This window comes from Pandoraea capi (assembly GCF_902459735.1).
Taxonomy (GTDB): Bacteria; Pseudomonadota; Gammaproteobacteria; order Burkholderiales; family Burkholderiaceae; genus Pandoraea; species Pandoraea capi.
This window is the reverse complement of sequence record NZ_CABPRV010000004.1, coordinates 250,604-276,836: the sequence shown is the minus strand read 5'-3', so window position 1 is coordinate 276,836 and position 26,233 is coordinate 250,604. Positions and strand designations below refer to the sequence as shown.

The window sequence follows — 26,233 nt, the reverse complement described above, 5'->3', positions numbered from 1 at the left end:
TCGATCAATGCCCGCCAGAGGAGAATCCGGCCGGTTGCTTGAGTAGCAGGGCAAGCGGCACGCAAAGCAGCAGCGCGATACCCAGTGCGTAGAAAGTCTCGGAAAACGTAATCACGCTCGCCTGTCTCGCGATCTCGGTGGCCAGTTGCGCCGTGGCTTGCAACTGCGCGTGGACCATATCGCCCGACTGTGCGAAGAAACTTGCCGCATTCGCCGAGAGATGTTCCTGGCCCATCGGATTGTTCGCGGTGAGCGATTCGCGCAGCACGGCGTCGTGATAGTCGGTGCGACGATCGATGAGCGTGCCCAGCAGCGCGAGGCCCACGGAGCCGCCGAGGTTGCGTGCCATGTTGTAGAGGCCTGCGGCGTCACCGGCGTCCTGTGCTTCGACCGCTGCCATCGAGGCCTGATTGAGCGGCATCATCGCGAGCATCTGCCCGACGCCTCGCAGCAATTGCGACAGCGTAAAGTCATGCCCCACGCTCTGTGCCGTGAGATCGATGTCGAGCATGCAACTGGCGAAGAAGAACAACAGCCCGAGAATCACGAGCAGACGTATGTCGACTCGGCTGATCAGGCGAGGCAGGAACGGCATCATCAGGAACGCGGGCAATCCGGAGAGCAGCATGATGTTGCCGGACTGCTGCGCGTTGTAGCCCGCGATGGTCGCGAGGAACTGCGGCAGCAGATACGACACGCCATACAGCCCGGCCCCGACCGTGAACACGATGTAGATCACGCTCGCGTAGTTCTTGTTGCCCAGCAACGAGAGCTTGACGATGGGCTTCTCGGCGGTGAACTGCGCCACGAGCATCAAGCCGATGCCGAGTGCCGACAGTATCGACAGCCAGATGATCATGTGCGAGTCGAACCAGCGTTCGCGCTGACCTTCTTCGAGCACCACGGTAAGCGAACTCAGTCCGATAGCCAGCCCCACGATCCCCAGCCAGTCCGCCTTGAGGAAGGCCTGCAAGTCGGTTGGTTCGCGTTTGAGACCGAGGATGAGCAGCGTGACGATGGCGGCCGACAGGGGCAGGTTCAGGAAGAAGCACCAGCGCCAGTTCGCGTTTTCGGTAAGCCATCCGCCAACGACCGGACCGAGTAGCGGCCCGAGCAGCACGATCAGTCCGAACATCGCCATGCCGACGCCCATCTGGTGACGCGGCAATCGCGTTCGGATGATCATCTGCGCCGTCGGGATCATGGCGCCGCCCGCGAAGCCCTGTCCGATACGACCGATGACCATTTCGGGCAGGCTGCTCGACGCGCCGCACATCATCGAGAACAGCGTGAAGAAGACGGCATTGAGCATCAGAAAGCGTCGCAGACCGAGCACGCGCGTGAGCCACGCTGCCAGCGGAATCATGACGATTTCCGACATGAGATAGCCGGTCGAGATCCACGTGCCCTCGGTGCCCGATGCGCCGATTTGCCCCTGAATCTGCGGCAGTGCGGAGTTCGTGATCGAGATGTCGAGCGTGGCGAGCAACGCGCCGAGCGCGCCGGCTGCCACCGCGATCCAGTCTGACGCCGTGGCGTTTGCCGGGGCCGCCGGGTGTGCCGCCGGCGCGGGGGTGACGCTGCCAGCGCCCGTATTAGCCACGTTGGACTCCGTTGCCGGACGTCGCTGCGGCGTTGGCCGCATTGGCATTCGACGGTGCGTTCATGAGTGGACCGACCGCCGAGCCGAGCGGCGCGCTAAGCGACACCTGTGTCGGTTCCGCTCGTGCCGCCTGCTTGGCCGGTGCGGCCGCCGTGGCCGTCGTAGCGTCGCGGTGCGTGTCGACGTCCGCCGTCACCGAGAGTCCCGGCAACAACACGGCACGCAACGATTCCGGCGCTTCGAGACGAATGCGTACCGGCACGCGCTGCACGATCTTCGTGAAGTTGCCCGTCGCGTTCTGGGCGGGCAGCAGTGCGAACTGCGAGCCGGTGCCCGGCGACACGGAGTCGACTACGCCATGGATCGGCTCGCCCGGCAACGCGTCGACGTGAATCGTCACCGGCTGGCCGGCGCGCATATGGCCGACCTGCGTTTCCTTGAAGTTGGCCGTCAGATAGACGTTCTGTACCGGCACGACCGTCAGCAGCCGTGTGCCCGGTTGCGCGAACTGACCGACGCGCACGGCGCGGTCGCCGACGCGTCCGGCGAGCGTGCTCTTGACGACGGTATCCGCCAGATCGAGTTCTGCCTTGCGGGCACTGGCCTGCGCCACCGCCAATTGCGCCTTGGCCTGCGCGAGCGCGGCCGTCAGGGTGTCCGTCTGACGCTGCGTCGACTGAAGGTTGGCCTCGTTGCTCTTGAGCGAGGCGTCCGCGCGGGTGCTGGTGTTGCGCAGCTCGGCCAGCCGCTCGTCCGTCTCGGCGCCGGTCGCCACGAGCGGGGCGTAACGCTTGACCTGACCGGCCGAGTAAGCGGCATTGGCGCGGGCGCTGTCGAGTTCGGCACGTGCCTGCGCAATGGTCGCGGCGTGCTGCGACAGCTCGGCCTGCGCGCGGGCGACGTCCGCCTCGCGGGCGACCACGGTCGCGGCGGCTTCGTCGTAGGCGGCCTGATACTGGCGGCCGTCGAGTCGTACGAGCGGCTGGCCGACGCTGACCGTCTCGTTGTCGCGCACGAGCACTTCCGTCACATAACCGCCGACCTTCGGGGCGACGGTCATGCTGTCGGCTTGCAGGTAGGCGTCGTCGGTCGACTCAATGAAGCGTCCCACGAACCACCAGTGCGCCCCCCAGCCGAGGCCGGCGACGATCCCCAGCGCCAGCGCGCCGAGCAGCATCTTCTTGCGGCGCGGATTGGCCGGCGCCTTTGTCTGGTCGGGCTTTGCGGCGCTTTCCTGTGCCTTGGCGGCCGGGGTGTCTGCGGGTCGCGCCATCGTCTGCACCGACTCCGACGGCTTGACCTGTGCTGCGGTGGTCATGGGAATTTTCCTCAAATTATTCCAATTGGCAGAATTATTCCAGTTGATCGATTTATGTCAAGTGTTATATTTTTGACGAAAGTTTTGGCAAGCAAGGGGATACATGACTGGAACATCACGTGCTGCGCGTGTTCAGAGCACACCCGCGCGCCCGCGACATGCGGTCGATACGGGATACCAACGTGGCGAGGAAACGCGTGCGCGCATCATCCTCGCGGCGATCAAGTGCTTCGGGGAGTTCGGGTTTTCCGGGGCGTCCACGCGCGACATCGCGAACGCGGCGGGCGTGAATGCGCCCGCGCTTCAGTACTACTTCGACAACAAGGAAGGGGTGTACAAGGCTTGCGTCGAGTACATCCTGGAACTCGTGCTCGGGCAGATGGGCGAAGCCATCGAGTTAGCCGAGCAGGTGGTGGCCGATCCGAATGCGACCGACGAGCAACTGATCGACGCCTTCTGCGAGTTGCAGAGCCGCAAGGGCGGCTTCATGGAGAAGAGCCCGGAGATCGAGGGCTGGAACATGTTCATGGCGCGCGAGCAGGCGGGGCTGGGGCCCGACGCGGGCTTCAAGGTCTTTCACGATCGCTTTTCCAGCCGTCTGGCGGCGGTCGGCTCGCATATCGTGACGCGACTCGCCGGTGTCGAACCCGACAACGAAGCGATGCGCGTTCGTGCCGTGTGCATCAGCACGCTCGGCATGGCGTTTCGCGTAATGCGCCGCTCCGTCGATTGTTCGATGGGGTGGGGCACTGAGCCGAACCCCGAGCGTAACCGCATGGTGCGCGAAGCCGTGATGGAACAGACGCGCTACCTGTTGGAGCGCACCGTGCGCGAACGCAAGGCTGCGGCAAAGTAAGCTGCGCGGCACATAACGAAATGGGGGCACTGACACGTGCCCCCATTTTCATTTCAGCGCATTGCGGCCCATGCCGATGCCTCGCGGCAACAGGAACGACAACCACATCACGGTCACGCGATCAGGACTGCGTGGCCGTTCGCCCCTGCGGTTCGCCATCGCGCTTGCGATACCAGAGGAAGTAGACCAGCAACACGACAGCGACGAACGGCACACCGAAGATCAGCGTCATGCGGAAGACACCGGTGAAGAGCGTCGTGAGCATGATCGCGGCCATGAGCGCTGCGCCCATCAGTGTGAGCCACGGAAAACCCCACATACGAAACGCCAGCGGCGGATGCGATTCGCGTCGCCACGCGCGACGGAAGAAGAAGTGCGTGACAAAGATCATCATCCACGTGAGCATCGCGCCGAACATCGAGATCGCCATCATGAACGTGAACGACGACTCGGGGTAAAGGAAGTTCACGAGCGTCGCGAGCGCAATGCCTACGGTCGAGAGCAACAGTGCTGCGAGTGGCACCCCGCGACGGTTCACTTCGCCGAATCGGGCGGGCGCATAGCCGGCGCGCGAGAGCGAGAACATCATGCGTGTGGTGATGTAGAGCTGGCTGTTCATCGACGAGAGCGCCGCGATCAGCACCACGAAGTTGATGACGCCGGCAGCACCCGGAATGTTGATGGCCTGCATCACCTTCACGAACGGGCTCTCGTCCTGACCGGCGGCGGTCCACGGCACGATGGCGAGCATCAGCGCGAGCGTGAGCAGATAGAACAGCACGAGGCGCACGACCGTCGAGCGGAAGGCGCGCGTCACGGCGCGCTCGGGGTTCTCCGCTTCACCGGCGGCGACTGCGATCATTTCGATGGACAGGTAACTGAAGATCGAAATGATGACCGCTATCCACATGCCCCAGAGGCCCTTCGGGAAGAAGCCGCCGTGTGCGGTGTAGTTGGCGAAACCTGCGGGTGAGTGAGCGGCGTCTGCGACCGAGTTCGGCGCGATGAAGACCACATACGCGCCGATCAGAATGAAGATGACGATGGCGGTGATCTTGATGAGCGAGAACCCATACTCGATGGCGCCGAAAAGGTTCACAGACATGGCGTTCACGAGCACCAGCGCGGCGGAAAAGCCCGCGACCCAGTACCAGCCCGGCACCTGTGGGAACCAGTACTTCATATAGACGGCGATGGCGCTGACTTCCGTGCCGACGGCGAGCACGATGCAGGACCAATACGCGTAGCGCACCAGAAAACCGGCCCACGGCCCGATGTAATGCTCGGCGTACGCGCCGAATGAGCCGGACGTCGGGTGAGCGACCGTCATCTCCGCCAGACACCCCATGAGCATGAGCGCGATGAGTGCGCCGATGGCATAGGAGATCAGCACGCTCGGTCCGGCGAAGCCGATGGCGAAACCGCTACCGAGGAAGAGTCCTGTGCCGATCGCGCCGCCGATGGCGATCATGGCCATCTGACTTGCGGTGAGCGAACGACGCAGGCCTTGCTCGCGCTTCGTGATGTGCGAGAAGTCGCGGGGCCTGGCCGGGGACGTCGACTGAGTGGACCGGGTCGGCTGGGGAGACTGGGGAGTACGCGTCATGACACACCTCTGGGACACCGCACGATCGAGATGGACGCGGCATCTGCATGAGTACAACATTGCTTGTCATTGCCCGTTTGCGCGACGCAACACGGCATTGGCCGATGCACCGCGCTGTGCCTGTGGCCAGGATGCCGGAATCGCAGGCGCGAGCGGGCCCCGCCGCCCCGATCGGAGTCGGGGCGGGTGATACGAACTGCAAAAAGGTGAAGCCTTCTGGCGGACCGGATGGCCCAGGGCGTGCGTTTGATGCGCTCGATGTGCGCCCTGTGCGTGCCGCTTAGAAGATGTGGCGGATGCCCGTGCCCACGCCGACCTGCGTCGAGTTACCCGGCAGTTCGACGCGTGCGGCGCCGCTGACCTTGTTGTAATCGACCGTGCCGTAGACCTGCGTGCGCTTGGACAGCGCGTACTCGGCGAGCAGCACATACGTGTAACGACGGCCCGAGCCGGCGTCGCCCGCCTGTGCGTTGATGTTCTTGATGTCGTCGAAGTACGCGGCGCCGGTGATGGCGAGGTTCGGCATGGCCTGGATGGTCGTGCCGAGGTAGAACGTCATGTCCTTGCGCGGGTTGTCGTTCAGGTTACCCGTGGTGACCGTGTGCGCCGGATCGTTGAGCGTGCTGTCGAGCCAGCCGCTGCGGTCGCGTCCGCCCATGTAGCCGACGAACACCTTGGCGATGGAGACGCTGTAGATACCGCCCAGGCCCCACATCTGCTGCACGCGCTTGCTGGCATCGCGGGCGGCCTGATACACGCCGGCAATCTGGAACGGGCCCATGGCGTAGGCGGCGCGTGCGCCCCAATAGTTGCTTGCAGCCATCGTGCCGGCCGTGTTGCCGAAGCCGTAGGTTGCGCCGACGGACAGGCCGCCGAACGTGCCGGCGTAGCTCACGGCGTTATCCACACGACCGCGCGTGATGTTGTACATCCACGAGTTGTTCGCGTAGTTGCCGATCGTGAGCGGATCGAAGTCGCCGTACACGTTGAACGCCTCGGTCGCCTGACGACCGATCTTGATCGTGCCGTACTGATTCTGCAAACCGACGAATGCATAACGATCGAACAGACGCGGGTTGTTGGCGAGCGTGCCGTTCTGCGGGTTGATACCCGATTCCAGTTGGAAGATCGCCTTCATGCCGCCGCCCAGATCTTCCGAGCCCTTGAAGCCGAAGCGGCTGTTGGTCACGGCGCCGTTGGTCACTTGCCAGAGGGCGTCGTTATTGGCGTTGGCGTTGGTCTGATAGCGCACGCTCTGATCGACGATCCCGTACAGCGTGACGGAACTTTGTGCGGCAGCGGTGGTGCTGAAGGCGAGGCCGCAAGCGGCCGAAATGATGGCCAGACTGGCCGGAAGTGCAGACTTCATGGGTCTCCTTGGTGCGTCTTGTAGACGTTTTTTTTGGTGAACGCTTAAAACGATCCGCAGCTCCTTCCGATAAAGGAGATTACGGATTCTTCTCGGCACGACGACTGCAATATTAGAAACGGCCCCATCGGGAATATGTCACCCATGCGGCCCGGGGCCGAGGGCTATCATATCAACGCAAAAATGGAATTTGCTTGCTATTTCTAGCGGGCAACTGGCAATAATTCGAAGGATCTGCCAGAATCCATGAAAACTTGATGGATTCTGCCAATGAACCTCGACCTTGCCGACCTGCGCATCCTCCGCCATCTGGAACTCAATGGCCGCATCTCCAATCAGGAACTGGCCGACGCCGTTGGCTTGTCGCCATCGGCATGCCTGCGCCGGGTGAAATTGCTGGAGGACCGGGGGGTGATTTCCGGATATCGCTGCATCGTGGACGCACAGCATATCGGTCTGGAGTTCGAAGCGCTAGTGCAAATCACATTGCGTCCGGACGTCGATCAGTGGCATGAAAAGTTTCTGGCGTGCGTGCAGAACTGGCCGGAAGTCGTCACGGCCCGCATCGTCACCGGCTCTGCCAATTACATCTTGACGGTAAGAGCGCGTAACCTCGCGCATTACTCCGACTTTATCGTCAATGAGCTATACCGGGCGCCGGCTGTCATGTCGATTCAATCGAACATTGTCCTAAAGACAATTAAAAACACGCAGTCGCTCGTCGATCTCGTGAAGCAGAAATAAAAAATACAAAACATATTAACTATTCTCGAAATTTGGGAATACATTCTTAAAAGAAGAGACGCAGCATGGCAGTGATCACCACGATTGAGGATTTACGGGTTCTGGCGCAGCAACGGGTACCGCGCATGTTCTATGAGTATGTCGATTCCGGGTCCTGGACCGAATCCACGTATCGGGCGAACGCGGCGGACTTCGGCGGCATTGAATTCCGGCAGCGCGTGGCCGTGAACATCGAGCATCGCAGCACACGCACGACGATGCTCGGCGAGTCGGTGGCGATGCCGGTGGCGCTGGCACCCACGGGGATGACGGGCATGCAGCATGCCGACGGCGAAATTCTCGCGGCGCGTGCCGCTGAGGCGTTCGGTGTGCCGTTCACGCTCTCGACGGTGTCCATCTGCTCCATCGAGGATGTGGCGGCGCATACCAAGGCACCGTTCTGGTTCCAGTTGTATGTCATGCGCGATCGCGACTTTATCGAACGTCTGATCGATCGCGCCAAGGCGGCCGGTTGTTCGGCGTTGATGGTGACGATGGATCTGCAAATCAGCGGCCAGCGTCACAAGGACATCAAGAACGGTTTGTCCGCGCCGCCCAAGCTGACGCTGCCGAACATCGCGAACATGATGACCAAGCCGCGCTGGTGCATGGGCATGCTTGGCACGCGACGTCGCACGTTCGGCAACATCGTGGGGCATGCGAAGGGCGTGGACGACATCGGTTCGCTTGCCGCATGGTCGGCCGCGCAGTTCGATCCGTGTCTGTCGTGGGACGACGTCGAGTGGATCAAGAAGCGCTGGGGCGGCAAGCTGGTACTCAAGGGTGTGCTCGATCCCGAAGATGCGCGTGCGGCACGCGACACCGGGGCGGACGCCATTGTGGTGAGCAATCATGGTGGTCGTCAGCTGGACGGTGCGATCTCGACGATTCGCGCGTTGCCGGACATCGTGGCGGCCGTGGGGCGCGACACGGAGGTGTGGCTCGATGGCGGCATTCGTTCGGGGCAGGATGTGATCAAGGCGATGGCGTTGGGCGCGAAGGGCACGCTGATCGGGCGTCCGTTCCTGTACGGCCTGGGTGCGATGGGCGAAGCGGGCGTGCGTCGCGCGCTTGAGGTGATCGCGAAAGAGATGGACGTGACGATGGCCCTGACGGGCCGTACGAACGTCGAGCGTCTCGACACCTCGATGCTGATCCCGGGCAGCTACCCGACGGGCATCGGCCCCTACCTCCCGGAGCCGGGCAGGCCGTAAGACAGCTCGCGCCACTCACGCGACACACCGAAACCGCAGCCATCGTGCTGCGGTTTTTTTATTGGTGCGCCCCCAAACTTGGGCGCGTCTCCATTGTGCAAACCGCACCGCCTTCGTGCATCCGGCACAACTACGGCGCTGCCCGCTTTCGGGGCGTTTGCGCTGGCGTCCTTATATTGACTGGTATTGCCAAGGTCTGGCACACCCCTTGCATAGGTATTCCTCAAACTTGTACACAAGAAGGAATACCAGATGCACTCCTGGACAATCACGCAGTGGCTGAGCGCTTATCGTAGCGGCGCCACACCCGCACAATTACTCGGTGAACTGGTTGACGCCCTTGTGCCCGGCGACGTCGCGTGGATCTCGACGGTCACGCCCGCCGTGCTTGAGGCGCAACTCATGCGGCTCGACGCGCGGCTCGCCGCCGTCGGGGGCGACATGCGCAAGCTGCCGCTGTATGGCGTGCCGTTTGCCGCGAAAGACAATATCGACGCCGCGGGCTTCGAGACCACGGCAGGGTGCCCCGCCTTTGCGTATGCCCCCGATACCAACGCCACCCTCGTGCAACGTCTCGTGGACGCCGGCGCCATCGTCATCGGTAAAACCAATCTCGATCAGTTCGCCACCGGCCTGGTCGGCGTGCGCTCGCCTTACGGCATTCCCACCAACACGTTCGATCCTGCTTACATCTCCGGCGGTTCCAGCTCGGGCTCCGCGAGCGTCGTCGCGCGCGGCATCGTGCCCTTCGCGCTCGGTACGGATACGGCGGGCTCGGGACGCGTCCCCGCTGGCCTGAACAACATCGTCGGCCTCAAGCCCACGCGTGGCGCGTTCAGCAACACCGGTGTGGTGCCCGCCTGCCGCACCCTCGACTGCGTCTCGGTGTTCGCGACGACCGCCGCCGATGCAACACTCGTCTACGACGTGGCCGCAGCGTTCGACCCGCTGGATGGTCTGTCGCGCGAAGCCCCGGCGCAGGCAATGCGCTGGAAAGTCCCTGCGGCACCGCGCTTCGCCATCCCCGCAACGCCCGAGTTTTTCGGTGACGCGCTGGCCGAGGAAGCCTTCCGTGACGCCGTCGCCCAGATCGAAGCGCGCGGTGCGACCTGCGTGCCCATCGACTTCTCGTTGTTCGACGAGGTGACGCAATTGCTGTACGACGGTGCATGGGTCGCCGAACGCTACGCCGCCATTCGCGACTTCGCGCAAACCAACGAAGCCGACATCCATCCGGTGGTGCGCGACATCATCTTCAAGGCGAAGGCCTTCTCCGCGGCAGACACGTTCGCATCGATGTACCGGCTGGCCGATCTCAAACGTCGCGCCGATGCCGTGCTCGCCCCCTTCGACGCCTTGCTCGTGCCGACGGCCCCCACGCATTACAAGATCGACGAACTGCTGGCCGATCCGGTACGTTTGAACAGTCACCTCGGCAAATACACCAACTTCGTGAACCTGCTGGACTGGAGCGCGTTCTCCGTGCCCGCCAGTTTGCGCGACGACGGACTGCCGTTCGGCATCACGTTCATCGCCGATGCCTGGCGCGAACGCGCGCTCGCCGAGTTCGCCGGCGAATGGCATCGCACCACCGGTCTGACGCGAGGTGCGACGGGGCAGCCGCTGCCGGCAGACGATGTCGCCGCGCCGCACCCGCCGGCCACCCTGGGTGCTCCCGCCTCGGCACGCCCGGCCAATGATGCCGCCTTCGCCCCCACGACCGATTCCGCTCCCGCCGCCGCCATCCGCGTCGCGGTCGTCGGCGCGCACCTTCGCGGCATGCCGCTCAACCACGAGTTGACGAGTCGCGGCGCGCAGTTCGTCGAGAGCACGACGACGTCTGCGAACTACCGCCTGTTCGCGCTTGCCAACACCTCGCCGCCGAAGCCGGGATTGCTGCGTACCGACGACGGCGCGCAGATTCGACTGGAGTTGTGGGACGTGCCATCCGCTGAATTCGGGTCGTTCGTCGCCGGCGTGCCCGCACCGCTGGGCATCGGCTCCGTTGCGCTGGCCGACGGACGTCAGGTCAAGGGCTTCATCTGCGAGCCGTTCGGGTTGCATGAGGCGAAGGACATCACGGCCTTCGGTGGCTGGGCAGCCTACATCGCGAGCCTCGCCGACCTCGCCAACGTTGGCAAGACCACCCGCGGTTCCACGCCGTCCGACGCCTGAGAGAGCCCCCAATGTTCGATACCGTTCTGATCGCCAACCGCGGTGAAATCGCCTGTCGCATCGCTCGCACGCTCAAGCGAATGGGCATCCGCGCCGTCGCTGTCTATTCCGACGCCGACCGCAACAGTCTGCACGTGAGCGCGGCCGATGTCGCCGTCGCACTCGGGGGCAATACCGCCGCCGAGAGTTACCTCAAAGCCGACCTCATCATCGCGGCGGCCAAACAGACGGGCGCGCAGGCCATCATCCCCGGTTACGGCTTCCTGTCCGAGAACGCCGAATTCGCCGAGCGATGCGAGGCAGAAGGCATCGCCTTCGTCGGCCCGACTGCGCAGCAGATGGCGCAATTCGGCCTCAAGCACGCCGCCCGTGAACTCGCGCAAGCCGCCGACGTGCCCCTCACGCCGGGGTCGGGGTTGCTCGCCGATATCGACGCCGCGCGTGAAGCGGCTCGTACCATCGGCTACCCCGTGATGCTCAAGAGCACGGCCGGCGGTGGCGGCATTGGCCTCACGCGGTGCAACGACGAAGCCGAACTCGTCGCCGCGTTCGCTTCGGTGCAACGTCTGGGGCAATCGTTCTTCTCCAACGGCGGCGTGTTCGTCGAGCGCTTCGTGGACCGCGCGCGTCACGTCGAAGTGCAGATCTTCGGCGACGGTCGGGGCAACGTGCTTGCGCTGGGCGAGCGCGATTGCTCGCTGCAACGGCGCAACCAGAAAGTCGTCGAAGAGACGCCCGCGCCGAATCTGCCTGCTGACGTGCGCGAGCGTTTGCTGTCGGCCGCCGCGAGTCTCGGACGCTCGGTGAACTACCGTTCCGCCGGCACCGTCGAGTTCATCTACGACGAAGCGCAACAGGCGTTCTACTTCCTCGAAGTGAACACGCGTCTGCAAGTGGAGCACGCCATCACCGAATGCGTGACGGGCGTCGATCTGGTCGAGTGGATGATTCGCACCGCCGCCGGTGAGCCGCCGTCGCTCGATCGGCCGGTGACGTCCGAGGGCGCCTCCATCGAAGTGCGTATCTATGCCGAGAACGCACTACGCAATTTCGCACCGAGCCCCGGCACGCTGACCGAAGTCAGTTTCCCGCCGGACGTGCGCGTCGACGGCTGGGTCGACACCGGCACCGAAGTCTCGGCGCACTACGATCCCATGATCGCGAAGCTGATCGTGCACGCGGAAAACCGTCCCGCTGCCATCGCGAAGATGAAGCAGGCGCTGGCGGACACGCGGCTGTCGGGGATCTCGACGAACCTGGATTATCTGCGTTACGTGATCGACAGCGAAGGCTTCGTCGCGGGCGACGTGTCGACGCGCTATCTCGACAGCTTCGTCTACCGTCCGCAAGTCGTCGAAGTGGTCGAGCCCGGTACGTACACGACGGTGCAGGACTATCCGGGACGTGTCGGCTACTGGGACATTGGCGTGCCACCTTCCGGGCCGATGGACGACTGGGCGTTTCGTCTGGCCAATCGCATCGTGGGCAATGCGCCCGAAGCGGCGGGCATCGAGACCACCGTGCTCGGACCGACGCTGCGTTTTCACGTCGACACCGTCATCGCGCTCACGGGCGCGCCGACCGACGGCAATCTCGATGGCGAAGCGTTGACGTTCTGGGCGCCGATGACAGTGAAAGCCGGTCAGACGTTGCGCATCGGACGCGCCACGAGCGGCTGTCGCACCTATCTGGCCGTGCGCCACGGTTTCGACGTGCCCGTGTATCTCGGTAGCCGTTCGACGTTCGCACTCGGTCAGTTCGGCGGTCACGCCGGACGCACGCTTCGCCCGGGCGACGTGTTGTCCATCGCCGACATCACGCTGCCCGCATGCGCGGCACTCGCGCCGCAGCATGCGCCGTCGGCGTTGCCCGATACGCTTGTGCCGACCTACGGCAAGACGTGGGACATCGGCGTGCTGTACGGCCCGCACGGCGCACCGGATTTCTTCACGGCCGAGTCGATCGAGACGTTCTTCGCGAGCGAGTGGGAGGTGCATTACAACTCGAACCGTCTGGGTGTCCGTCTGAGCGGGCCGAAGCCGAGTTGGGCGCGTGCCGACGGCGGCGAGGCGGGGTTGCATCCGTCGAACGTGCACGATTGCGAGTACGCCATCGGCAGCATCAACTTCACGGGCGATATGCCGGTGATCCTCACGCGCGACGGCCCGAGCCTCGGTGGTTTCGTCTGCGCGGCGACCATCGTCAAAGCCGAGTTGTGGAAGGTCGGTCAGGTCAAGCCGGGCGACAAGATTCGTTTCCATGAGATGACATTCGACGACGCCCTCGCACTTGAGCGCGCACAGGACGCATTCCTCGCCGACTGGCCGACCACGGCGACGCTCGCCCCCGTGTTCCGTGCCGGACGCGGCGAGCCGATTCTGTTCGAAGCGCCGGAGCGGGACGCGCATCCGAAGACCGTCTTCCGTCAGGCAGGCGACAAGTACCTCCTGATTGAATACGGCGAGAACGTGCTCGACCTGAATCTGCGCTTCCGGGTGCATGCGCTCATGGAGGAACTGAAGGCGCATGCCGTGCCCGGCGTGCTGGAGTTGTCGCCGGGGGTGCGCTCGCTTCAGGTGCGCTACGACTCACGGGTGATTCCGCAGCGCGCGCTCGTCGACGCGTTGCGCATTGCCGACGCTTCGCTCGCCGACGTGCGGACGATGAAGGTGCCGAGTCGCGTCGTGTACCTGCCGATGGCGTTCGAAGACTCGGCCACGCTCGATGCCGTCGCACGCTACCGCCAGTCGGTGCGCGACACGGCGCCCTGGCTGCCGAGCAACACCGAGTTCATGCGGCGCATCAACGGTCTGGACTCGGTCGACGACGTGCGCGACGTGCTCTACAGCGCGAGCTACATGGTGCTGGGGCTGGGCGACGTCTACCTCGGCGCACCCTGCGCCGTGCCGGTGGATCCGCGTCACCGCTTGCTCACGTCGAAGTACAACCCGGCACGGACCTATACGGCGGAGGGCACCGTCGGTATCGGCGGCGTCTACATGTGCATTTACGGCATGGACTCGCCGGGCGGCTACCAACTCGTGGGACGCACACTGCCGATCTGGAACAAGTTTCTGAAGAACGAGGTGTTCGTCGACGGGAAGCCGTGGCTCCTTCGCTTCTTCGATCAGGTGCGCTTCTATCCGGTAAGCGAAGCGGAACTCGAAACGCTGCGTAACGACTTCCGGGAGGGCCGCAGTGCCGTTCGCATCGAGCAGGAGATGTTCGATCTCGGGGCCTACAATGACTTCCTCGTGCGGATCGAACCCGAACTCGCGGCGTTCCACGACAGGCAGCAGGACGCCTTCGAGGCGGAAGTCGCCCGTTGGGCGCTGGATGCTGGCGGCGCCGATGTCGATACGCATGCCGGTGCTCAGCGGGCCGAGGCCATCGACCTAAGCGGATCGACCGTGTCGGCGGACATTTCCGGCAGTGTCTGGAAGCTGCTCGCCGCCCCGGGCGCGAGCGTGAGCGCGGGCGATCCGCTGCTGATTCTCGAGGCGATGAAGATGGAGTTTCAGGTCTGCGCGCCGTGTGACGGCACCGTGAGACAGTTCCACTGCATGCCGGGCATGACGATCAACGCAGGAGAACCGTTGGTGTCGTTAGTATGAGCGTCTTCTCCAAAACGTTTTCACCGGATTCATCGAGTCGAACGTCTATGACGGACAACCTTCCCCCGGCCAATGTGGCCAAGAGCGCGAGCAACCTCGCCGCGCAAATCTACGTGCAGTTGAAGACGGACATCTTCGATTTCCGTCTGCTGCCCGGCGATCGGTTCAGCGAAGGCGATATCGCCACGCGCATGCAGGTCAGCCGCACGCCGGTCAGGCAGGCGCTGTTCTGGTTGCAGCGCGAGGGGTACGTCGAAGTGCACTTTCGCAGCGGTTGGCAGGTGCGGGCCTTCGACTTCAAGTACTTCGAGGACCTGTACGAGATTCGGGTGATGATGGAGACGACCGCCATCGCGAAGATCGTGGCGGCAGATGCGGCGTCGCGGCTGGACGCCCTGCGCGAGACGTGGTGCGTGCCGGTAAAGCAGCAATTGGAAGACCCGGCGACGGTGGCCGCCATGGACGAAGCGTTTCACGCGCGGCTCGTAGCGGCCGTCGGCAATCAGGAGATGGCCCGCATGCACGAAGAGGTGACGGAGAAGATCCGCATCATCCGGCGGCTGGACTTCACCAAGAAGCCGCGTATCGCCGCGACCTACAAGGAGCACGGCGAGATTCTCACCGCGATCTTTGCAGGCGACGTGACGCTGGCGCAGCAGATGATCGGTGCGCACATCGCGGAGAGTCAGGCGGAGGTCAAACGCATCACGCTGTACATGATGCAGGCCGCACGCGAACGCTATGCGGCCCGGGAGGGTGAGGGGGGCTGAAAGCGGCTGCTGGCCCCCCGCGCGCCATCAATGATGGTGCTTGCGATGACCGCGACGCTTGCCGCGATAGTGATCGTCGTCATACGAGCTGGAGCGCGACATGTTGCCGCCGAGCGCGGCACCTGCGCCACCGCCCACTGCCGCACCGATCAGACCGCCTGAGCGGCCGCCCATCGCATTGCCGGCGGCCGTGCCGGCACCGCCGCCGAGTGCACCGCCGATAATCGCGCCCGTGCGCTCGCGACGGTTCGACGTCATCGCGCCGCCGGCGCCGCCGCCGACTGCACCGCCGAGCACCGCACCGGTGCTGCCGCCCAGCGCGCCGCCGACCGCCGCGCCTGCCACGCCGCCCAGCGCACCGCCGAGGGCATTGTTCATATCACCGGCCGTGGCCGTCAGGGAAGTGGTTGCAGCCAGCGTGGCCAGCGCCACCATCGGGAAAATTCGCTTGAACATGAGTCTTGAGTAAGATTCGGATTGACGCGACGCAAGTATAAAGACGCTTCGCCGCGCTGCCGTCGACCCAATGTTTCACTTCTCGTAAGACGGGTAACAAAGTGTTTCGACAGGTGCAATCAGCGCGAATCGAAGATACCGGCCGGATCCCGGGTCTCCGCGGCATCCCCTGCGCCGCTTGCGCGGCGACGCGAGCCCGTCTTCATCTCCGCCACGAACCGGTATAACTGCGCGGCCGCCGGTGAGAGCGGGCGCGATTTGCTGTGGATGAGGCCCACCCGGCGCGTCACCACCGGATCGACCAGCGGTACGCTCGTGAGCACCGGATGATCGCTGCCGGGCATCGCCATCGTCGGCACCGCCGCCACCCCCAGCCCCGCTTCGACGAGCCCGATCATCGTGGTGACGTGCTGCGTCTCGCAAATGCTCGGCGGGCGTTGTGGCAGTTCCGTGAGCGCCTGATCGAGCAGCAGCCGGTTGCCGGACACCTTGCCCACGGTGATGTAGTCGTACTCGTAAAGCTCGCGCCACGTCACGCGCTTCTTGCCCGCAAGGGGGTGATCGCGTCGGCACGCGGCGACATAGCGCTCCTGCAACAACAGCTTGAACTCGATGTTCGGCTCCTGGCTGCCGATGAAATTCAGGCCGAAGTCGGCGTCGCCGTTCACCACGGCGACCAGTACTTCGTTGGCGCTCGCGTCGAACACCGAGATGCGAATGCGCGGGAACGCCTTGTGATAACGCGAGATCACTTGCGGCATGAAGTAGTACGCGGCGGACGGCACACAGGCGATGGTCACGTGCCCGAGGCTCGACGACGCCACATCGCGAATGCCGAGCAGCGCGTTGTCCAGATCGTCGAGAATCCGCTCAGCGTCACGCGCAAATGCCCGGCCGACGTTGGTCAGCGCCACGCGTCGCGTGCTGCGCTCGAAGAGTTTGACGCCCAGCGCGTCTTCGAGCTTGTCGATGCGACGCGAGAGGGCCGGCTGGGAAATATGGATCGATTCGGCCGCGCGGCGAAAGCTCGCGAGTTGCGCTACCGCGCGAAAGGCCTGCAAATCGTTCAGATCGAAGTTGATCGCCATGACATGAGGAGATGAAAGCCGTGCAAGCAGCGGCAGATGCCCGGAGGGGCCCAAACGCGCGGGGAAGCGTCATCCGGTACCGGAAAGCGCCGAAGCCCTTGATCGGTGGGTAAAGGCGCGATATCCAGTGCGGAGCGAGTGAAACGTGTTACCGCTCGGTTGGTGCATTAGCATCATACGATTGATAGCATATGCGCATCAATCGTTCCAAAAATTGCAATTCACAAACGTCGAACTTCCGGCGCACCATTGGCGGCCGATCAAAAAGCGTCCGTGACGGTCTGACACGTCCCTGGCAGAGACGCAGTGCGACAAATACTGACGGTCCGACCCCCCGGGCCGCAGGCAACACGGAGACAGCGCATGTCACAGCGCCCCCAAGACGCGGTTTCGCGTCGCCAATCGAAAGCCGGCGCAGTCCTGCGCGTCACGGCCGGTAACTTCCTCGAGCAGTTCGATTTCTTCCTGTTCGGTTTCTACGCCACCCAGATTTCCCGCGTCTTCTTCCCGACGGACAGCGAATTCGCCTCGCTCATGCTGACCTTCGCCGTCTTCGGTGCGGGCTTCCTGATGCGCCCGCTCGGCGCCATCGTGCTGGGCGCGTACATCGATAACGTCGGCCGTCGCAAAGGGCTGGTCACCACGCTGGGCATCATGGCGAGCGGCACCATCCTCATCGCGTTCGTGCCCGGCTACGAGACCATCGGTCTCGCCGCGCCGGTGCTGGTGCTGATCGGTCGTCTGTTGCAGGGTTTCTCGGCCGGGGCCGAACTCGGGGGCGTGTCCGTGTATCTGGCGGAAATCGCTACGCCGGGTCGCAAGGGTTTCTACACGAGCTGGCAATCGGCCAGTCAGCAGGTGGCCATCGTGGTGTCGGCGGCGCTCGGCTTCACGCTGTCGCTCACGCTCACGGCCCAGCAGATCGCATCGTGGGGCTGGCGTCTGCCGTTCCTCGTGGGCTGCATGATCGTGCCGGTGATCTTCGCGCTGCGCCGTTCGCTGCAAGAGAGCGACGAGTTCAAGCAGCGCAAGCGTCATCCGTCGGTGAAGGAAGTGTTCCGTTCGATGGCGTCGAATCTCGGCGTCGTGATCGGCGGCACCATGCTCGTGGCGCTGACCACCACGGCGTTCTACCTGATTACCGTCTACGCGCCGACGTTCGGCAAGAGCGTGCTGCACCTGTCGAGCGCCGACGCGCTGCTCGTCACGCTGTGCGTGGGGGTGTCGAACTTTATCTGGCTGCCGATCGGCGGGTCGCTGTCGGACCGTATCGGGCGTCGTCCGGTGCTGTTGCTGTTCGCCGGACTCACGTTGGCGACGGCTTACCCGGTGCTCTCGTTCCTCGTGCAGGCCCCGAGCTTCACGCGCATGCTGATCGCGCTGCTGTGGCTGTCGTTCCTGTACGGCATGTACAACGGCGCAATGATCCCGGCGCTGACGGAGGTCATGCCGCCGGACGTGCGCGTGGCTGGCTTCTCGCTGGCCTATAGTCTGGCGACGGCGCTGTTCGGCGGCTTCACGCCAGCACTGTCGACGTACCTGATTCACGTCACGGGCGACAAGGCCGCTCCCGGTTACTGGATGAGCTTCGCGGCGCTGTGCGCCATTTGCGCGACGCTGGCGCTCTATCGCAACCGTCGTGGCGATCAGGGACGCACGCCCACGGAACTCGCTGTCGGCTAATCCGGAAAGACGGCAACCGGCGCACCGGGATATTGCGGTGCGCCGCGCCTTTACTTTCCCGGCTTCCTCGCTTTCCCCTGCCGGATGCCTTCCTGCATCCGGCGTCATCAAAAGCAAAATTCAGAGAGACAACATCATGAATATTCCTGGTGCTCCGACGCGCGCGCGTACGGTTCGTCGTTTGCTGGCCGCGGCAGGTGCGGGTGTCGTCATGGCGACGCTGTTCGGCGCGAGCGCCGCGCAAGCGGAAGACCTGCGCGTGATGAACTCCGGCGGCTTCACGGCCGCGTACAAGCTGCTGCTGCCGAAGTTCGAAGCGGCGAGCGGCGATCACGTCGACACGGCTTGGGGTCCGTCGATGGGCCGTGCGCCCGAGGCGATTCCCAATCGTCTGGCACGCGGCGAGTCGGCCGACGTCGTCATCATGGTCGGCTATGCGCTCGACGATCTCATCAAGGCGGGCAAGGTGCGTGCGGATTCGCGCGTCGATCTCGCCGATTCGCGCATTGGCGTGGTGGTGAAAGCGGGTGACACGGTGCCTGACGTCAGCACGCCGGAGAAGCTCAAGGCGGCGTTGCTGGCAGCGAAGTCGGTGGCGTACTCGGACAGCGCCAGCGGCGTGTATGTCGAGCGCGAACTGTTCAGGAAACTGGGCATTGCCGACGAAATGCGAGGCAAGGCGGTGATGGTGCAGAAGACGCCGGTGGCCGAGAAGGTCGCCGCGGGCGACTATGCCATCGGGCTGCAACAGGTGAGCGAACTGCTGCCGGTGAAGGGCATCGCCTACGCGGGCAAGATTCCCGAGTCGCTGCAATCGGTCACGCGCTTTGCGGGTGGCGTGCCGGTGACGGCCCCGCATCCGGACGAGGGCAAGAAGTTGCTCACGTACATGGCTGCACCGTCGGCCGCCAAGGATGTCGAGTCCACCGGTCTGGATCCGCTGACACACTGAGACACTGACACAGGAAACTGCCCGAACGCGTGACGCGACGACGTGGTCCGGAATTTCCAGGCCACGTTCGATTCAGTACGGCGTGCGTCCGCTATCGGGGCGCGGCGGAGACATCGCTGATCGACTTGATGTGGATCTTCGCCACATTGGCGTCGACGCTCTCCACCGTGATCGTCTTTCCGGAAAGATCATCGGAGAGGGATTGTCCGGCGAGCAGAGACGTCTGGACAGGTCCCGATCCGGCGTTCGCCGGATCGACAATGGCGCTGGCGATGGACCGCGCCTGGACCCGGGTGATGCGTATCGTCACCCCCTTGGCTAATGCGGCAGTCGGATTCCACTCTTCGAAAACTTCATAGGGACGCCGGTACTCGATTTGTAGAAAAGACCCATCCTTGCGCGCAATCCGATATCCCACGGGCGCTTCGGCAGGGGGGGCTTTCCCACCCGTTTTCTTCGATCGCGTCTCCCAGATGCGCGCGAGCGGGAGCGATCGATCGAGATCCGCTCCGGCGACGATCGGGTTGTCCGTGTCTTTCAGCCAGCCCGCATAAAGTTGATAGCTGACCGGGTACATGCCCTTGTGTCCCGGCGACATCGGATCGCTCCAGTCCATTGCGCTCGACGTGGCGCACTGATCGTTGAGTCGCCATTTCCCTTGCGTGACGGCGCAGTTCCCGACCGTTTTCGCGTCGGCGAATCCCGCCGCTCGTCCGAAGAGGTAGGCAAGCGTTTCAACCTTGCTCAGTCCCATGGAAACCATCCACTTCTCCGACGGCGCGGCGTAGTCCTTGCCGGTGCACGCCTTGATGGTCGAGGAGACGTCGATCAGCACATAGTCGAAGCGATCGGTGTCTGTCTTGCTGGCGGCGAGTGCGTCCTGCGTCGCCTTGATGATGGCTTTCGGATCGCAGGCGGGGGGCATGCCGCCAAGCTTGACGATATTGGGCGGCGGGTGAGCTCCCGTGCCTTGAAAGCCATCGGACAGCAACAGATGGGTTCGTGAAACGTCGTGCAGATACTGTCGGAAGTTAAACGGCTGAAAGTTGCGGGTGACGCCGAATACGATGTTCTGGGTGAGCTTGACGTCCCCGTATGGATAGTCGGTAAAACTGACCGGGACGATCAGCAATGTCTTGGTGCCTTTCAGATCCGTTCGAGGCCCGGTCGCGGTGGCAGGCTGCGGCACCTGAGTTATCGCAGACGGTGGTTTCGCGATCGTGGCTTTCGACGCGGCATTGGGAACTGCGCAAACCCACAGCGCCAGCAGGGCGGTTGTAACGACGAGACGCTTCATCATTCGTTCCTGTTCCGTTGATTGGTTTGACAAAGCTAGAAGCCGTCGGGACGCGATTCAATGGAATGGCGAAATTTTTGGGTGTTCTTCTCAATGTCGGGTCACGCGAATTGGGATCGTCGCCGAGCGAGCGATATTTTTCCTTCGGCATTTGTCGCGCGTTTGGCAGAGAATGACGTTTAAGACAACGGCGTCGCACCGGACGACGCCACCGCCAAGGAGAGAGACATGGCCACAGTGCCGACCCGGCCGATGCCCTCGGACGCCGCCGAATTTTCGCGTGACGCTTCACTGTCCGCTTCACGGTCCGCTTCACAGTCCGCTTCACGGTCAGCTTCACAGCCCGCTTCACCGTTCACGTCACACGCCCCCCTGAACGACATCGTCGCGCTCGACGCGCTCGCGCTGTCCGCCGCCATTCGCGAACGCCGCGTGTCGTGCCGCGAAGTGATGCAGGCGTACCTCGCGCACATCGCACGACACAACCCGTCGGTCAACGCCATCGTGTCGCTGCGCGACGCCGACGCCCTGCTCGCCGAGGCCGATGCGCGCGACCGTCAGCTTGCCAATGGCGACTATCTCGGCTGGATGCACGGCATGCCGCACGCGGTAAAGGATCTGGCGTCCTGCGCCGGACTGCCGACCCGCAAGGGCTCGCCACTGACGTCGGACGCCCCCGACACGCAGGACAGCATCAGCGTGTCGCGCATCCGTGCCGCCGGCGCGATCTTCATCGGCAAGACCAACGTCTCCGAATTCGGTCTCGGCTCGCATAGCTACAACCCCGTGTTCGGTACCACCCGCAACGCTTACGACCCCACGCGCATCGCCGGAGGCAGCAGCGGTGGCGCGGGCAGCGCGCTGGCACTGCGCATGCTGCCGGTGGCCGATGGCAGCGACATGATGGGCTCGTTGCGCAACCCGGCTGCGTTCGGCAACGTCTACGGCTTCCGGCCGTCGCAAGGCCGGGTGCCGTACGGTCCGGCCCCGGAAGTCTTCGTGCAGCAACTGAGCACCGAAGGCCCGATGGGACGCACGGTCGCGGACGTCGCGCAACTCCTCGTCACGCAGGCGGGCTTCGATGCCCGCAGTCCGTTGTCGCTTGCGCATGACGCGTCGCATTTCGCAGGCAGCCTGCAACGCGACGTCAAGGGATTGAAGCTCGGCTGGCTGGGCGACTACGGCGGTCATCTCCCGATGGAAGACGGCGTGATGGCGCTGTGCGAGGCGTCGCTAAGGGACTTCGCGGCAATGGGATGTGAAGTCGAAGCCTGCGCGCCCGATTTCGCCCCGGACCGCCTCTGGCAGACGTGGCTGACGCTGCGTCACTGGATGGTGAACGGATCGCTTGGCGAGATGTACGCCGACCCGGCACGGCGCGACAGGCTCAAGCCCGAAGCGCAGTGGGAGGCGGCGGGGGGCGAGACCCTGCGTGCTGCCGACGTGTTTCGCGCGTCCATCGACCGCAGCGAGTGGTACCGCTCGCTGGCGCGTCTGTTCGAGCGTTACGACTTCCTGCTGTTGCCGTCGGCACAGGTCTTCCCGTTTGACGCCGACCTGCATTGGCCGACGTCGGTGGCGGGTAAGTCGATGGACACCTATCACCGCTGGATGGAAGTCGTGATCGGGCCGACGCTGGCAGGGCTGCCGGCCATCAGCGTGCCGGTCGGGTTCGACGCGCGTGGCTTGCCGATGGGTTTGCAGATCATCGGCCCGGCGCAGGCCGACCTCGCGGTGCTGCAACTGGCGCATGCGCACGAGAAGCAGACGCAGTGGGTGCAACGTCGTTTGCCGTCGATGCTCACGGGCGTCTGACGTCATCTGCCGCTTATCGAGTCGAACGAGGTCACCCGAAATTGCACGGAATGCACGCGGCGCGCCGGTTACTTCGGCCGCGCGCCCTGTGCGTGCGCACGCAACGGTTTGAGCAATTCACCGAGCGCGTTGTGATCGATCTCGTGCATGAGCGCAAGCAGACGGCCGATCTCGCCTGACGGGAAGCCTTCGCGGGCGAACCAGCTCAGATAGTTGCCCGGCAGGTCGGCGATCATCGTGCCCTTGTGCTTGCCGTACGGCATGGGCGTGGTTACGAGACGCATCAGGGCGTCGGCGTCGAAATCCAGCATGGTGCGGGTGCGTGTGAGGCGCGCAGATCGAAGGGAAGGCAACACGCTACCACAGGCGGTCGTGCGTCGCGCCCGCTAGCGTCCCCTGTGCATGCCGATCAGAGGCGCGACGTCAGCAGTTGCCAGCCCGCAGCACCGAACACGACGGCGAGACAGCCGTCGAGCCAGCGACGGATCCGAAGGTAGATCTGCCGCGCCGCACGCGTGGAGAACAGCAAGGCATAACCGCAGAAAATCGTGAGCCCGAGCGCGGCGCAGCCGGGCACGACGGCCACCGGCATCGTGCCGTCCGGTGCGGATGACAGTGCGACGACCGACATCCATCCCAGCACGGCCTTCGGATTGGTCAGGTGGAGCAGGGTGCCGCGCACATAGAGTCGTTTGAGCGAGGGCTTGCCGTCGGCATCCATGGGGACGAACGGGGTCGATTGAGAGGGACGCAGTGCCGCACGCCCCGACTTGAACGCGAGCCACAGCAGGTAGGCGCCGCCGAAAATCTTGATCGCCACGAGGAACTGCGCATAAGCGAGCAACGTTGCGGAGATGCCCAGCATCGCGACCATCGCCCAGAACAGCGAGCCGGACATGACGCCGAGTGCGAAGGAGAGTGCCGGGCGACGTCCGTGATTGGCCGCGATGGACATGATCGCCAGATTGCTCGGCCCGGGGCTGGCGGCGTTGACGAAGTACGCCGTGAAGGCGATCAGCAAATGCGTGGAGAGCGCGGCGTTGGCGGTCATGACGAATCCCGGTAAGCCCGGATGAATGTCGGGCCCGCACACAGCACGGCGGGCAATGCCCTAGTGTCGGGGCACGCCACGCCGCGTGCCATAGACACTTCGGCGAATTCCCGCCAAGCCAGTTGGACGCCGGGGATGCCGTACGGGGCGTCGGCTCATCCTCCGATCCCCCGTTCGCCATCGTCGAACCGCCGGATGGGGACGATGGGCCGGAGTCTCACGTTATGACACCGATCGCCGTGCGTGTTCAGACCTTGAGCGGAAAGCGTTTGTCGAACGTCGGTCTGACGTCGAGCGGCTGACGCAGCAACCCGACCTGTGAGTAGAAATCGGCCGTGCGTTGCTGTTCGGCGACGAGCGCGTCGTCGATGTTGCGCCATTTCGTGGCGCGTCGCGAGAACTGGAGCTTCGCGGCCTCGGGCGGAATGCCGATGATGCGCGCCATCGCGGCGGAGAACGCGTCGACGTGCTGATACGACCAGACCTGCGCGCGCACGACCCGCGCGAGGAAGTCGCGCAGCACTTCCTGTTTCGCCGCAATCGCCGCGTCGGTTGCCGCGAGATAGCTCAGGCCCGACCAGAGTCCCCGGCCGTTCACGAGCACGCGGGCGCGGCCGGTGGTCTCGGCCACGGCCGTGTACGGCTCCCAGGTGGCCCACGCGTCGACCGAACCGCTCGCCAGCGCCGTGACGGTGTCGGCCGGCGGCAGGAAGCGGAAGTTGACGTCGCTCGGCGAGAGGCCCGCGGCCGTGATCGCCTTGAGCGTGACGAAGTGACCGATGGAGCCGCGCGTCGTGCCGATGTTCTTGCCCTTGAGGTCGGCGGCCGTGCGCAGCGTCGAATCGGGACGCACCAGCACGGCGGTCCCAAAGGCGTCCGAGCGGTTGGCGCCGATGATCTTGATCGCGGCTCCTGCGGAGAGCGCGAAGATCACCGGCGCGTCGCCGATCGGGCCGCAGTCGACGGCGCCCGCATTGAGTGCTTCGGCGAGCGGTGCGGCGGCGGGGAATTCCGTCCACTGGATGTCGTAGGGCAGTTGCTTCAACTCGTCGGCGGCTTCGAGCAGCGCGCGCAGCCCGCCTTTCTGGTCGCCCGCCTTGAGTACCGGGCGGCCGGATTGGGCGAAGGCGAGGCCGGGGGCGGCCAGCGAGGCCATTGTAGTTACGGTGCCTGCGGCGCTCGTTGTGGTTAGGTACTGCAAGAATCGGCGTCGTGAGATCGTCATGAGGAAAGCCTGTCGTGGATAGCTAAAGCGTAAGAACGTGTTGTAAAGGTTGGCAACGGTGAGCGCACGGCGTGCGCGCTAATGCACGAACCCGCCTTTGACGAAGCGCACGGGATCGTCGTCCATCTGACGCAGCGTGGCGGTCAGTGGGTCGCCGGTGGTGGTCGCCAGTGCGGTCGTCGTCGTGCACATGAGACCGCCGTCTGCCCAGCCGCGACGCCCGGCCGGAGCGAGCGCGCGCAGCCAGCCGTCGCGGTCCGCCAGCCATTCGGTACCGGCGAGCGACGAAGGCGACGCCCCGGCGATCTGCGCGAAGACCTGCCATGCCTGCGGCGAATCGGCGACGCAGTCCGCGCGCGCGCCGAACAGCGGCGTGACGTTGGCGCGTGTCTGTGGCGACGCCGCAGTGCGAACGGCGCTTACGGTTGATGCGGTTGATGCTGTCGATGCCGTCGGCGAATCTGCGGTGCGAATCAGCAGCGTGAGAAAACGCGGATCTTCGAACGGTGCGGGATGCGCGGCGTCCACGGCCACGACACGCACGCGCTGACGGCCGCGCCACGCGGCGACAGGCGCGTCCGGACCATTGCCGCATTTCACGGCAACGGACGGTATGGCGATCGGCACCGGCCAACTGCCGCCCGCTGCCATGCCTGCCGACGCGGAGAGCACGCGCATGTAATCGAGCGCAGCCCAGACTTCGCGGTCGTTCAGTCTCCCGACGAAGCCGGGCATCGTCACGCCCTGATCGTCGCGCATGCCGTACAACACGTGCCAGAAGAGTTCGCCGTCAGCACGACGACTCAGCAGCGCGCTCGCCATCGTGGGCGGCCAGCGTCTGAGCGTCTGGGCCAGCGGCCCCTCGCCGCGCCCGTCGTCCCCGTGACACGCGACACATTGCGCGGCATAGATCCGTGCGCCGCGCGCGATGCTCTCGACGGTGAAGCCCGTCGGACTCGTGTGGAAGCTCGTCGGCACGGCGGCGGCAAGCCACAGCGGCGGCGATGGCCATGGTGCGATGACCAGTGCGCCGATGGCGGCCACCGTCAGCCAGCGCCAGGCACGCCGCCAGCACAGGGCGATTGTCAGACAGAGGAGCGCGAACGCGATCGCTGCGAGCATCCACGCGAATTGCCGGGCGAGGGAGACGTCGATGACGAGGTTTTCACCGGCGATGCGCGACGCCCACGGCCACGCCGGGGCACCGTGCGAATCGTCGGTAATGCCGAGCGCATACATCGCGCTCAGCCATGTGGACTGCGCGAACTGCAACGCCTGAAGCAAGGCATTGAGCCAGAGATGAGAGGGCGGCGATGTCATCGATGCTGCCGAAGTGGTTTTGTCGGGCAGCAGTCCGA

20 protein-coding genes are annotated in these 26,233 nt (G+C 64.4%); 9 read left to right on the top strand and 11 right to left on the bottom strand.

The genetic code is table 11. The features are described 5' to 3' along the window. Positions 1-4 precede the first annotated feature (4 nt). Positions 5-1,603: a DHA2 family efflux MFS transporter permease subunit gene (locus tag PCA20602_RS11265; protein ID WP_246182126.1), complete on the bottom strand. Its 1,599-nt coding sequence runs from the start codon at positions 1,601-1,603 to the stop codon at positions 5-7. Beyond that, positions 1,596-2,876: an HlyD family secretion protein gene (locus PCA20602_RS11260; protein ID WP_425495665.1), complete on the bottom strand. Its 1,281-nt coding sequence runs from the start codon at positions 2,874-2,876 to the stop codon at positions 1,596-1,598. The genes PCA20602_RS11265 and PCA20602_RS11260 overlap by 8 nt, the downstream gene beginning before the upstream one ends. A gap of 148 nt (positions 2,877-3,024) precedes the next feature. On the opposite strand from PCA20602_RS11260, the gene PCA20602_RS11255 reads away from it, so the two are divergent. Beyond that, positions 3,025-3,777 carry a CerR family C-terminal domain-containing protein gene (locus PCA20602_RS11255; protein ID WP_150721301.1) on the top strand — a complete coding sequence of 251 codons (753 nt, stop codon included), beginning with the start codon at positions 3,025-3,027 and terminating at the stop codon, positions 3,775-3,777. A gap of 121 nt (positions 3,778-3,898) precedes the next feature. Here PCA20602_RS11255 and PCA20602_RS11250 read toward each other — a convergent pair whose 3' ends face one another. Beyond that, positions 3,899-5,383 carry an amino acid permease gene (locus tag PCA20602_RS11250; RefSeq protein WP_174980985.1) on the bottom strand — a complete coding sequence of 495 codons (1,485 nt, stop codon included), beginning with the start codon at positions 5,381-5,383 and terminating at the stop codon, positions 3,899-3,901. Between the two features lie 280 nt (positions 5,384-5,663). Continuing rightward, positions 5,664-6,752 carry a porin gene (locus tag PCA20602_RS11245; RefSeq protein ID WP_150721300.1) on the bottom strand — a complete coding sequence of 363 codons (1,089 nt, stop codon included), beginning with the start codon at positions 6,750-6,752 and terminating at the stop codon, positions 5,664-5,666. Positions 6,753-7,022: 270 nt separating this feature from the next. Here PCA20602_RS11245 and PCA20602_RS11240 point away from each other — a divergent pair, with 270 nt between their 5' ends. From PCA20602_RS11240 to PCA20602_RS11220, 5 genes are all read left to right on the top strand, one after another. Then, positions 7,023-7,496 carry an Lrp/AsnC family transcriptional regulator gene (locus PCA20602_RS11240; protein ID WP_058377695.1) on the top strand — a complete coding sequence of 158 codons (474 nt, stop codon included), beginning with the start codon at positions 7,023-7,025 and terminating at the stop codon, positions 7,494-7,496. A gap of 65 nt (positions 7,497-7,561) precedes the next feature. After that, complete coding sequence (locus PCA20602_RS11235; RefSeq protein ID WP_150721299.1) at positions 7,562-8,749, top strand: alpha-hydroxy acid oxidase; 1,188 nt, start codon at positions 7,562-7,564, stop codon at positions 8,747-8,749. 252 nt (positions 8,750-9,001) lie between these two features. After that, positions 9,002-10,924: an allophanate hydrolase gene (atzF, locus tag PCA20602_RS11230; RefSeq protein WP_150721298.1), complete on the top strand. Its 1,923-nt coding sequence runs from the start codon at positions 9,002-9,004 to the stop codon at positions 10,922-10,924. Between the two features lie 11 nt (positions 10,925-10,935). After that, positions 10,936-14,538, top strand: a complete 3,603-nt coding sequence (gene uca / locus PCA20602_RS11225) for an urea carboxylase (protein ID WP_150721297.1) — start codon at positions 10,936-10,938, stop codon at positions 14,536-14,538. A gap of 47 nt (positions 14,539-14,585) precedes the next feature. Then, positions 14,586-15,308 (top strand): GntR family transcriptional regulator, encoded by a 723-nt coding sequence (locus tag PCA20602_RS11220; protein ID WP_150721296.1) that lies wholly within the window; start codon positions 14,586-14,588, stop codon positions 15,306-15,308. 27 nt (positions 15,309-15,335) lie between these two features. Here PCA20602_RS11220 and PCA20602_RS11215 read toward each other — a convergent pair whose 3' ends face one another. After that, positions 15,336-15,764: a hypothetical protein gene (locus PCA20602_RS11215; RefSeq protein ID WP_069343327.1), complete on the bottom strand. Its 429-nt coding sequence runs from the start codon at positions 15,762-15,764 to the stop codon at positions 15,336-15,338. Between the two features lie 119 nt (positions 15,765-15,883). Continuing rightward, positions 15,884-16,852: a LysR family transcriptional regulator gene (locus PCA20602_RS11210; RefSeq protein WP_150721295.1), complete on the bottom strand. Its 969-nt coding sequence runs from the start codon at positions 16,850-16,852 to the stop codon at positions 15,884-15,886. Between the two features lie 363 nt (positions 16,853-17,215). Between PCA20602_RS11210 and tcuC the strand changes: the two genes are divergently transcribed. Together tcuC and PCA20602_RS11200 are read left to right on the top strand one after the other, a co-directional pair. Beyond that, positions 17,216-18,535: an MFS transporter gene (gene tcuC / locus PCA20602_RS11205; RefSeq protein ID WP_150721294.1), complete on the top strand. Its 1,320-nt coding sequence runs from the start codon at positions 17,216-17,218 to the stop codon at positions 18,533-18,535. A gap of 211 nt (positions 18,536-18,746) precedes the next feature. Beyond that, on the top strand, positions 18,747-19,487 hold the full coding sequence (locus PCA20602_RS11200; protein ID WP_174981002.1) for a substrate-binding domain-containing protein: 741 nt from the start codon (positions 18,747-18,749) through the stop codon (positions 19,485-19,487). A 91-nt stretch (positions 19,488-19,578) separates the two neighbouring features. Here PCA20602_RS11200 and PCA20602_RS11195 read toward each other — a convergent pair whose 3' ends face one another. Further along, positions 19,579-20,787: a hypothetical protein gene (locus PCA20602_RS11195; RefSeq protein WP_150721292.1), complete on the bottom strand. Its 1,209-nt coding sequence runs from the start codon at positions 20,785-20,787 to the stop codon at positions 19,579-19,581. A 225-nt stretch (positions 20,788-21,012) separates the two neighbouring features. Here PCA20602_RS11195 and PCA20602_RS11190 point away from each other — a divergent pair, with 225 nt between their 5' ends. Further along, entirely contained in the window at positions 21,013-22,599 is a 1,587-nt protein-coding gene (locus PCA20602_RS11190; RefSeq protein ID WP_246182125.1) for an amidase, read from the top strand. A 68-nt stretch (positions 22,600-22,667) separates the two neighbouring features. Here PCA20602_RS11190 and PCA20602_RS11185 read toward each other — a convergent pair whose 3' ends face one another. From PCA20602_RS11185 to PCA20602_RS11170, 4 genes are all read right to left on the bottom strand, one after another. Beyond that, positions 22,668-22,910 (bottom strand): DUF3820 family protein, encoded by a 243-nt coding sequence (locus PCA20602_RS11185; RefSeq protein ID WP_069343331.1) that lies wholly within the window; start codon positions 22,908-22,910, stop codon positions 22,668-22,670. Between the two features lie 98 nt (positions 22,911-23,008). Then, a complete protein-coding gene (locus PCA20602_RS11180) occupies positions 23,009-23,650 on the bottom strand; it encodes a LysE family translocator (protein WP_150721291.1) in 642 nt (213 codons plus the stop codon). 247 nt (positions 23,651-23,897) lie between these two features. Continuing rightward, positions 23,898-24,875 carry an ABC transporter substrate-binding protein gene (locus PCA20602_RS11175; RefSeq protein WP_150721290.1) on the bottom strand — a complete coding sequence of 326 codons (978 nt, stop codon included), beginning with the start codon at positions 24,873-24,875 and terminating at the stop codon, positions 23,898-23,900. A gap of 78 nt (positions 24,876-24,953) precedes the next feature. Next, positions 24,954-26,195 (bottom strand): c-type cytochrome, encoded by a 1,242-nt coding sequence (locus PCA20602_RS11170; RefSeq protein WP_150721289.1) that lies wholly within the window; start codon positions 26,193-26,195, stop codon positions 24,954-24,956. Positions 26,196-26,233 lie beyond the last annotated feature (38 nt).